The sequence below is a fragment of the Pseudomonas nitroreducens genome, from assembly GCF_014204515.1.
Taxonomy (GTDB): domain Bacteria; phylum Pseudomonadota; class Gammaproteobacteria; order Pseudomonadales; family Pseudomonadaceae; genus Pseudomonas; species Pseudomonas nitritireducens_A.
On the sequence record NZ_JACHLI010000003.1, the window covers coordinates 39549 to 48728 of the forward strand.

8 protein-coding genes are annotated in these 9180 nt (G+C 68.2%); 3 read left to right on the forward strand and 5 right to left on the reverse strand.

Annotated elements, in window-relative coordinates:
• Nucleotides 1-161 precede the first annotated feature (161 nt).
• The 5 genes from ligD to HNP46_RS05030 all read right to left on the reverse strand — a co-directional run bounded on the left by ligD (nt 162) and on the right by HNP46_RS05030 (nt 5996).
• Nucleotides 162-2708: a DNA ligase D gene (gene ligD, locus HNP46_RS05010; RefSeq protein WP_184586425.1), complete on the reverse strand. Its 2547-nt coding sequence runs from the start codon at nt 2706-2708 to the stop codon at nt 162-164.
• A 246-nt stretch (nt 2709-2954) separates the two neighbouring features.
• A complete protein-coding gene (locus HNP46_RS05015) occupies nt 2955-3602 on the reverse strand; it encodes a DUF998 domain-containing protein (RefSeq protein ID WP_184586427.1) in 648 nt (215 codons plus the stop codon).
• A 163-nt stretch (nt 3603-3765) separates the two neighbouring features.
• The gene (locus tag HNP46_RS05020; protein WP_184586429.1) at nt 3766-5151 is read right to left on the reverse strand and encodes an APC family permease; all 1386 of its coding nucleotides are present in this window, start codon (nt 5149-5151) and stop codon (nt 3766-3768) included.
• A gap of 208 nt (nt 5152-5359) precedes the next feature.
• A complete protein-coding gene (locus tag HNP46_RS05025) occupies nt 5360-5791 on the reverse strand; it encodes a type II toxin-antitoxin system HicB family antitoxin (protein WP_184586431.1) in 432 nt (143 codons plus the stop codon).
• Nucleotides 5792-5816: 25 nt separating this feature from the next.
• Entirely contained in the window at nt 5817-5996 is a 180-nt protein-coding gene (locus HNP46_RS05030) for a type II toxin-antitoxin system HicA family toxin (RefSeq protein WP_184586433.1), read from the reverse strand.
• A gap of 264 nt (nt 5997-6260) precedes the next feature.
• Here HNP46_RS05030 and HNP46_RS05035 point away from each other — a divergent pair, with 264 nt between their 5' ends.
• Genes HNP46_RS05035 through HNP46_RS05045 form a run of 3 tightly spaced genes read left to right on the forward strand, consistent with a single transcriptional unit; the run spans nt 6261 to nt 9177 of the window.
• Complete coding sequence (locus tag HNP46_RS05035) at nt 6261-7034, forward strand: SDR family oxidoreductase (protein ID WP_184586435.1); 774 nt, start codon at nt 6261-6263, stop codon at nt 7032-7034.
• Between the two features lie 27 nt (nt 7035-7061).
• Entirely contained in the window at nt 7062-8264 is a 1203-nt protein-coding gene (locus HNP46_RS05040; RefSeq protein WP_184586437.1) for a low temperature requirement protein A, read from the forward strand.
• A 7-nt stretch (nt 8265-8271) separates the two neighbouring features.
• The gene (locus HNP46_RS05045) at nt 8272-9177 is read left to right on the forward strand and encodes a LysR family transcriptional regulator (protein WP_184586439.1); all 906 of its coding nucleotides are present in this window, start codon (nt 8272-8274) and stop codon (nt 9175-9177) included.
• The last annotated feature ends 3 nt before the right edge of the window (nt 9178-9180 follow it).

A 9180-nucleotide genomic window follows, 5' to 3' on the forward strand; every position in this document is an offset into this window, starting at 1 on the left:
CTGGCACTCCTGCGCAAGTCACTCCTGCGCAATGAGCCCGGGTGGCAGTGCTGTGCTGCGCTGTCCCCGCGGGCTGGCGGCTGTCTTGAATAGGCAGGCCTGCGGCGCACTGAGTTCAGGCTATTTCGCCAGCGGTCGACGGCGCTGCCCGGTACCGTGCCTCAGCCCTGCAGGCGCTCGCGCATCCTGCGGGTGAGGCGCTGCCGGGTCTTCGCCCAGGCGGCCCAGGGGTCGGCAGCAGCCAGGCGTTCGTCGACGTTGGCCAGGGTCCAGGCATTGGCGCCCGTGAGCCTGGGCAATTCCTCGCGGCTCACCGGCACCGAAACCGGCAGCCCTTCGCGGGCGCGTACCGACCAGACGCACACGGTGCTGGCGCCACGGCTGTTGCGCAGGTAGTCGATGAAGATCCGGCCGACGCGGTTCTTCGGCCCGGACACGGCGCTGAAGCGCTCGGGCATCAACCGAGCCATGTGCCGGCTGATGGCGTGGGCGAACTCCTTGACCTCGTCCCAGCCGTGGTGGCGCTGCAGCGGCACGAGGATGTGCATGCCCTTGCCGCCGCTGGTCTTGAGGAAGGCCTGCAGGCCCAGCTCGTCCAGCAGGGTCAGGGTGAGCTGGGTGGCTTCGAGCATCCGCGACCAGGGCAGCGCCGGGTCCGGGTCGAGGTCGAGGACGAAGCGGTCGGGCTTCTCCAGGTCATCGATGGCGGCATTCCAGGTATGCAGTTCCAGCACGCCCATCTGCGCGGCGCCGATCAGCCCCCTGGCGCTGGCGATACGCAGCAGCGCGGCGTGGCCGGGGTCGAGCGCCGGGTCGAGCTGCTCGGCGCCGGGTATGGCGGTGCGCGAGGCATGGCGCTGGAAGAACTGCTCGCCGCCGACGCCATCCGGGGCGCGCACCAGGGACACCGGCCGATCGCCCAGCCAGGGCAGCAGGCGCTCGGCCGCCCTGGCGTAGTAGCGCGCGACATCGATCTTGCGCAGGCCGCTGGTGGCGTCGATCACCCGTTGCGGATGGGTGATGGTGACGCCTTCGAGGGTAGTGCCGCCTTTTTCCGACACGCCTGTTTCCCGCGATCTTCCCGCCGCCTTGCGGCCGACCGCCTTCTGCGGCTTTTCCTCGACGATGGTGGTGGCCGGCTTGTCGCTGCGCAGGCCGTGGAATACCGCCTGGCGTACCAGGCCTTCCTGGGTGATTTCGGCGAAGGCGACCTCGCACAGCAGCTCCGGGCGCAGCCAGGTCACGCCGCGGGCCTCGGCGCCGCGGGGCGGCTCCGGCAATGGGCTGGTCTTGCGCTGCAGGGGTTTGAGCTGCCGGTGCAGCGCTTCCAGGCTGGCGCCACTGAAGCCGGTGCCGACCTTGCCGGCGTAGCGCAGCGCGCCTTCCTGGTCGTGCAGGCCGAGCAGCAAGGCGCCGAAATGCGCGCGCGAACCCTTCGGCGCAGTGAAGCCGACGATGACGAACTCCTGGCGGCGCTTGCACTTGAGCTTGATCCAGTCGGACGTGCGCTTTTCGCTGTAGGGGCTGCCGACGCGCTTGCCGATCAGCCCTTCGAGGCCCAGGCGGCATGCGCTGTCGAGGATGCTGCGTGGGTCGTCGGTGAAGTCCTCGGAGTAGCGCAACAGTTCGTTGTGATTGCCGCGCAGCAGCTGCTGCAGGGCCTGGCGACGTTCCTCCAGCGGCTGCCGGCGGTAGTCCGTGCCATCGAGCCAGAGCAGGTCGAACAGGGTGTAGTGGATGTCGTCGCAGAGCTGGGCGTCGAAGGCGTTCTGCAGCCGCTGGAAATCCGGCCGGCCCTCCTCGTCCATCACCAGGATTTCCCCATCCAGCCAGGCGTTGCGCACGTCGAGCGCGGCCAGCGCCTGGCACAGCTGCGGCAGTTTCCTCGACCAGTCGTGGCCATTGCGGGTCAGCAGGTGCACCTTGCCGCCCTCCAGCCGGGCCAGCAGGCGATAGCCGTCGAGCTTGATCTCGTAGCGCCAGTCGCCGGCCGGCGGAGCGTCCACCAGGGTGGCCAGCTGCGGGGAAAGCGCGGCGGGCAACTCGTCCCCGGCGGCTTTCTTAGCGGGGCTCGCCCTGCTGCGCTGGCGCGCCGCTGCCGGCCTGGCACGCCGGGCCGGCGCCGGCTCCAGCGCGGCGGCTTCGCCGGGCAGCGGTTGTCCGCTGAGCACGCTCAGCGGCTGCTCGGCGAGGATGTCGAAACGCGGATAGTCCCGCGCCTGCTCGTCCCGGCCCTTGATCAGGAACCACTGGGGCTGGCGGCCAGGCATGCGGGTGCGCACCAGGTTCCAGCTGCCGGCGAGCTTGCTGCCGTGCAGGCGGAACTTCAGGTGACCGCTGGCCAGGCCCTGGCGCGGATCACCGATCGGCGACCAGCGACCCTCGTCCCAGACGATGACGTCCCCCGCGCCGTAGTGGCCTTCGGGGATGTGGCCCTCGAACTGCGCGTAATCCAGCGGGTGGTCCTCCACCTGGATCGCCAGGCGCTTCACGCCGGGGTCCAGGCACGGTCCCTTGGGCACCGCCCAGCTCTTCAGGACGCCGTCGATCTCCAGGCGGAAGTCGTAGTGCAGGTGGCTGGCGTCATGCTTCTGCACCACGAAGACGGCCTCCGCGCCGGCGTCGCGCGCCCCCTCGCCACTGGGTTCGGGGGTGCCGCCGAAATCGCGCTTGCGGGCGTATTCCTTGAGGGTGGATGCATGTGCCATGGCTCGCGGCTCCTCGTCGACGATGGCTCGCCCCAGGGGCGGGCCCGGCGAGCACGACGCGCGGCGCGACGAACTCGCGATCGTTGCGGTTGAGTCGGGCCGCTGCCTCGAGTTCAGACTTTTATCGGGCTGCGCCAGGAATGCTGCCGGGATAACACGCTGGGCGTCGCCAGGTCTTCGGCAACGCAGCAGTCGAGGACGGGGCCGAAGCGCCCGCAGCGTCCGCTGGCCAGCGCGCTGTCGCGATCACTGCGCCAGCGTTGCGGACAGCGCCGGCTCGCGACGTAGCGCCAGGCCAGCCAGGGCGGCGACCCAGATCACGGCGACGCCGTAGTTGAGGCGTTGGTAGAGACCGAAAGCGTGCCCGTCGGCGAAGGCCTTGGCCATCATCGCCAGGGTCGCGATGGACAGCACCAGGCACAGCGTGGAGAACCCGACGAAGCCCGCTGAGGCCAGCAGCCGCTTGCCGAGCACGATCCACAGCGCGCTGGCCAGCGCCAGGGAGAGAAACATCAGCAGCCCCGCCAGGTTGTGCAGCTGTTGCGAGACGGATGGCTGCGCCGGGGCGCAACCCGGGTCGCAGGAGAAGTGCCCGGTGGCGCCACTGGCCAGCCCGTGCAGCAGGATCAGCGCGGCGCCGAGCAGGGCCAGGCGCGACCCGGCGAAGCGGCGCGCCACGCCGATGGCGAAGGCGATGAACAGCAGCCCCAGCGGATAGTTGTTCACCCAGGCGGAGAACCCCTGGGTCGGCGCGCCCTGCGCACCCAGTTGGCTCATGGCCTGGTCCAGATGGCTGTAGCCGGGATAGGCCAGCGCGGTCAGCGTCACGCCGATCAACAACCAGAACGGAATCAGCAGCCCGGCTCCCAGCAGGACGCGATCGAGGGTCTTCATGGCAGGTCACTCCTTTGCCTGGTGACGGCCGGCATGGCCATCCGGTCCCCGGCGCGGATAGCCGCCAGGGGAGCGCAAGATAACCCTCAGGATGCCCATTCGGCCAGTTGGCGATGGAGTGCGGATGACCGAGCGCAGACTGCGTTCGGCCATCCGCGGGCGATCATTCCGCCATCTGCAGGTCCGGCAGCGGCACCTGGAACATCCGCGTGGCGCTGAGCAGGCAGACGAAGCCCAGCGCCATCCAGCCCAGGCCGATGGTGAACGACAGCCCCGACAGGCTCGACCACAGCCAGATGGTGCTGAGGAAGCCCAGCGCCGGCAGCGCGCCATAGCACAGGTAGTTGCGCGAACCCGCCAGCCTGCGGTCGATCAGGTAGTGCTTGATCACCGCCAGGTTCACCGCCGAGAAGGCGAACAGCGCGCCGAAGCTGATCATGTTGGCGACGGTGTCTAGGGTGACGAACAGGGCGATCAGCGACAGCGCGCTGATCAGCAGGATGGCGGTGGCCGGTACGCGCTTCTTCGTCACCAGTTTGCCGAACACACGCGGCAGCGCGCCGTCGCGGCCCATGGCGAACAGCACGCGGGACACGCTGGCCTGGGACACCATCGCCGAGGCGAAGCAGCCGGCCACGTAGGTGGCGGTGAAGAAGGTCACCAGCCACTCGCCGCCGATGCGCCGCAGCACGTCCAGCGAGGCGGAATCGGCATCGGTGAGCGCCTGCCACTCGGGGAACACCAGTTGGCCGAAGTAGGCCATGACGATGAACAGCACGCCGCCGATCAGGGTCACCAGCATGATGGCCGCGGGAATCTGCCGGCGCGGCTCGGGGGTCTCCTCGGCCATCGTCGACACCGCATCGAAGCCGAGGAACGACAGGCACAGCACCGCCGCCCCGGACATCACCAACGGCAGGCTGAAGTGATCGTCGTAGAACGGCTGGACCAGCGCCACCGGCTGCGCCTGCTCGCCCAGGTGGCTGATCGAGAGCGCGATGAACACCACCACGAAGACCATCTGCGCGACGATCAGCACCCAGTTCACCCGGGTGATCGATTCGATGCCCACCAGGTTGAGCAGCGTCACCAGCGCGATGGAGCCGAGGATCCACACCGCCAGCGGCACCGAGGGGAAGTAGTCGGTCATGTAGATGCCGATCAGCAGGTAGCTGAGCAGCGGCAGGAAGATGTAGTCCAGCAGCAGCGTCCAGCCGGCCAGGAAGCCGAAAGCGGCGCCGAAGGTCTTGCGCGTGTAGCTGTAGACCGAGCCCGAATACGGGTGTGCCTGCACCATGCGGCCGTAGCTGTAGGCGGTCAGCAGCATGGCGGCAAGGGTGAACAGGTAGGCCGTGGGCAGGTGCCCCATGCTCATCCGCGTGACCAGGCCGTAGGTGGTGAACACCGCCAGCGGCACCATGTAGGCCAGTCCGAAGAGGACCAGCGCGGGAATCCCCAGTGACTGGCGAAACCCGCGTGACGACGGGGAACCGGTGTGGGCTGGATGGGCAGGCAAGGAAGTTTCGGAAGCGCTTGTTGTTTTTTTCATGGCTCACTCATGGCTCGAAATGCGGGCGCATGGTGCGTGAGCTCGGGGCCGAGGAAAATTAGTAAAAATATGCTCCGGCCTTAAGAAAAAAATGGCCGTCGCGGCGGGGACAAGGCGGATGTTCGTGCGGTCGACTGTGCGCGCAACCAGCCCCCGAAAGCGCAGCTCAACCGGAGCGTGGGGCGTCTGACGCCCGGGCCAGGCCAGGTTACGCAGCGGCAAGGACGCGGATCGACAGACGCAGGCCGAGAGCGGCCAGCGCCGCTTCCAGCTGCTCCATTTTCGAGCCGTGCAGGAAGTCCACCAGGCGATCCACCTGCACCGGGTTCACGTCCAGCAGGCGGCAGAGATCGGCCTTGCGCAGGCCACGCCGGAGCATCTCGTTCCATAGCGCGATCTTGGCGACGGTAACGCTCGGCAGATACACGACCTGCTCGCCGGGCTGCGCCGCACTGGCCGGCGGAATCGCGCGGCGCTCGTCGACATGGATCGACAAGGTGGTCTCGATGGCATCCAGCGCCTCCCGGATCGCATGCTCCCGGTCGTCGCCGTAGCTGTTGAGCTCGGGCAGGTCACGGCAGTAAACAGCGACGCCGGGCCTACCCGGGTCTGCCTCAAAGCGTATGGCGTAGTCGTACATCGTTGCCTCCAGCCTGGTGACGCAGTCACAGGCCCAGTTGCCGAATGATGGCCTGGCGGGTTCCCTCGGGCATTTCCTTGGCCCCATGGTCGGCGAAAGTACTCTTCCTGCCGTTGCGTGCAGTGAGCTTGAAGTGGCTGCCCTTGCCCGCCTCGAAGATCACTCCCTGGGCTTTCAGCCATCGCCTGAATTCGCTGAACTTCATCAGCTCATCTCTTCCTGACCGGATGAGTCGAGCCTAGGGACACACCAGAAAATAGCAACATTAGTGTTGCACTAGGAGAGGCTTCCTACAAGCTTCTGCGCAACGGCTGCGTGAGCATCGCCCGAACCGCGGAAGGAATTTCCGGGCAACCGCCACCGACGATTGTCCAGCTGCGCTGGACAGTCCATCCGGTCCGGCGGGAATTATCCAGGGCGTATCCCGCTCTAGACTCAGTCCTGCCTTCAACCAAGCAGGACAAGCGCCATGGCTGACCATTCGATCAAGGGGAAAGTGGTACTCATCGCCGGAGGAGCGAAGAACCTCGGCGGGCTGATCGCCCGTGACCTCGCCGAGCAAGGGGCCGCCGCGGTGGCGGTGCACTACAACAGCGCCGCCAGCCAGGCCGACGCCGAGCAGACCGTCGCCGCGCTCCAGGCCCTGGGCGCCCGCGCCGTGGCGCTGCAGGCCGACCTGACCAGCGCCGGCGCGGTGGAGAAGCTGTTCGCCGATGCCGTCGCCGCCGTCGGCAAGCCGGACATCGCCATCAACACCGTGGGCAAGGTGCTGAAGAAGCCCATGGCCGAGATCAGCGAGGCCGAGTACGACCAGATGATGGCGGTGAACGCCAAGACCGCGTTCTTCTTCATCAAGGAAGCCGGCCGGCACCTCAACGACAACGGCAAGATCTGCACCATCGTCACCTCGCTGCTGGGCGCCTTCACTCCCTTCTACGCCGCCTACGCCGGTGGCAAGGCGCCGGTGGAGCACTTCACCCGCGCCGCCGCCAAGGAGCTGGGCGAGCGCGGCATATCGGTCACCGCGGTGGGGCCGGGGCCGATGGACACACCGTTCTTCTACCCCGCCGAGGGCCAGGACGCGGTGAACTATCACAAGAGCGCGGCCGCCCTGTCGCCCTTCTCGAAGACCGGCCTGACCGACATCGAGGACGTGGTGCCCTTCATCCGCCACCTGGTCAGCGACGGCTGGTGGATCACCGGGCAGACGCTGCTGATCAATGGCGGCTATACCACCAAGTAGGCCCACCACGACCTGCCGGGATCGACCATGCCCCACAGCCCCGATGCACATCACCCGCTGCTTCGCCAGCGCGACGGCCACCACGCGCGGGTGACCTACGAGGAACTGCTGTTCGACCTGGTCTACGTGTTCGCCGTAACCCAGCTCAGCCACACCCTGCTGCACCACCTGGACCTGCTCGGAGTGGTGCAGACGCTGATCCTCTGGCTCGCGGTCTGGCTGGGCTGGCAGTACACCTGCTGGGTGACCAACTGGTTCAATCCCGAGACACCGGCGGTGCGCACGCTGGTGTTCGCCATCATGCTGCCGGCGCTGCTGATGTCCACCAGCCTGCCGCATGCCTTCGGCGAATCTGCTCTCGTCTTCGCGCTGGCCTACGTCACCCTGCAGGTCGGGCGCACGGCGTTCATCCTCGCGCAGCTGCCGGCGGCCCATCCGCTGGCGGCCAACTTCCGCCGCATGTTCGGCTGGGTGTCGATCGCCGCACTGTTGTGGATCGCCGGCGCCTTCGCCGAAGGCCCCGCGCGCATCCTGCTGTGGCTGGCGGCGGTGCTCTGCGAGTACGTCTCGCCGATGTTCGGTTTCGCCCTGCCGGGCCTTGGCCGCTCGCGGACCCGCGACTGGACCATCGAGGGCGGCCACCTGGCCGAGCGCTGCCAGCTGTTCGTCATCGTCGCACTGGGGGAGACCCTGCTGGCCAGCGGCGCGTCCCTGGCCGAGACCGAGCACTGGACACTGCCGGTGCTGATCGGCCTGCTGGCGACCTTCCTCGGCACCCTGGCGATGTGGTGGCTGTACTTCGGCACCGCGAGCAAGGACGCCACCCACCGCATCACCCACTCCGACGATCCGGGTCGCATCGGCGCCTGGTTCCATTACATCCACGCGCTGCTGGTGGCCGGCATCATCGTCACGGCGGTGGGCAACGACCTGGTGATGGCTCACCCGGACGCTCGCCTGTCCAGCGCCCAGGCGCTCACCCTGGTCGCCGGGCCGCTGCTCTACCTGCTGGGCAACGTGCTCTACAAGCGGGTGGTCTACCAGGTGCTGGCCAAATCCCACCTGGCGGGGATGCTGGTGCTGCTGGCGCTGATCCCCGTGGCCCTGGTCACCGACCTGCTGATGATGGGCGTGCTGACCACTCTGGTGCTGCTCGCCGTGGGTCTGATCGAGGCTCGCGTCACCCGCCAATTGCGCGCTCGCCAGAACGCCGCGCCGGCGCAGCACTGAGGGCCCGATGGAGCGCATCGAGCAGTACCGCATCTTCATCCAGGTCGCCGAGCTGGGCAGTTTCATCCAGGCCTCGCGGGTGCTCAAGCTGCCGCGCGCCACGGTCTCGGCGGCGGTCCAGCAGCTGGAAGCCGGCATCGGCACGCGCCTGCTGCACCGCACCACGCGCCGCGTGAGCCTGACCGCCGACGGCCTGCAGCTGCTCGACCGCGCGCGCCTGCTGCTGCAGGACTACGACGAGGTCGACCAGCTGTTCCAGACCCATCCGCACCAGGTCAGCGGCCGCCTGGACGTCGACGTGCCCAGCCGCATCGCCCGGCGCCTGCTGATCCCCGCGCTGCCGGAGTTCCTGCGCCAGTACCCGCGCCTGCAACTGGGGCTGGGCTCCAGCGACCGGCTGATCGATCCGGTGGGCGAAGGCGTGGACTGCGTGATCCGCTTCGGCCGCCTGGCCAGCAGCAGCCTGGTGGTGAAGCCGCTGGGCCAGGTGCTGCTGGTGAACTGCGCCAGCCCCGCCTACCTGGCCGAGTACGGCCACCCGCAGCACCCCGACGAGCTGCAGGTCGGCCACCTGTGCGTCGGCTACACGCCGCTGCCCGGCGGCCAGGCGCTGCCCTGGGAGTTCACCAGCACAACCGGCGAGCAGAGTTGCCCGTTGCCCAGCCGGGTGATCGTCAACAACGTGGAGAGCTACATCGCCAGCTGCTGCGCGGGCCTGGGCCTGATCCAAGTGCCATTGTTCGACGTGCAGCACCTGCTCGACGCCGGAGCGCTGGTGGAAGTACTCGCCGAGCACCGCCCGGCGCCGATGCCGGTAGCGCTGCTCTACCCCCACCGCCGCCAGCGCTCGCGGCGCCTGGCGGTGTTCCTGGAATGGTTCAGCGCGCAGATCGGCCCCTATCTGGCGCCGTGAGCA

Bases quoted from the DNA above. Each gene is read 5' to 3' on its own strand.
- HNP46_RS05030 (WP_184586433.1), bottom strand. From the start codon at position 5,996: ATGAAGTTCAGCGAATTCAGGCGATGGCTGAAAGCCCAGGGAGTGATC.
- HNP46_RS05020 (WP_184586429.1), bottom strand. From the start codon at position 5,151: ATGAAAAAAACAACAAGCGCTTCCGAAACTTCCTTGCCTGCCCATCCA.
- HNP46_RS05045 (WP_184586439.1), top strand. From the start codon at position 8,272: ATGGAGCGCATCGAGCAGTACCGCATCTTCATCCAGGTCGCCGAGCTG.
- HNP46_RS05015 (WP_184586427.1), bottom strand. From the start codon at position 3,602: ATGAAGACCCTCGATCGCGTCCTGCTGGGAGCCGGGCTGCTGATTCCG.
- HNP46_RS05035 (WP_184586435.1), top strand. From the start codon at position 6,261: ATGGCTGACCATTCGATCAAGGGGAAAGTGGTACTCATCGCCGGAGGA.
- HNP46_RS05025 (WP_184586431.1), bottom strand. From the start codon at position 5,791: ATGTACGACTACGCCATACGCTTTGAGGCAGACCCGGGTAGGCCCGGC.
- HNP46_RS05040 (WP_184586437.1), top strand. From the start codon at position 7,062: ATGCCCCACAGCCCCGATGCACATCACCCGCTGCTTCGCCAGCGCGAC.
- ligD (WP_184586425.1), bottom strand. From the start codon at position 2,708: ATGGCACATGCATCCACCCTCAAGGAATACGCCCGCAAGCGCGATTTC.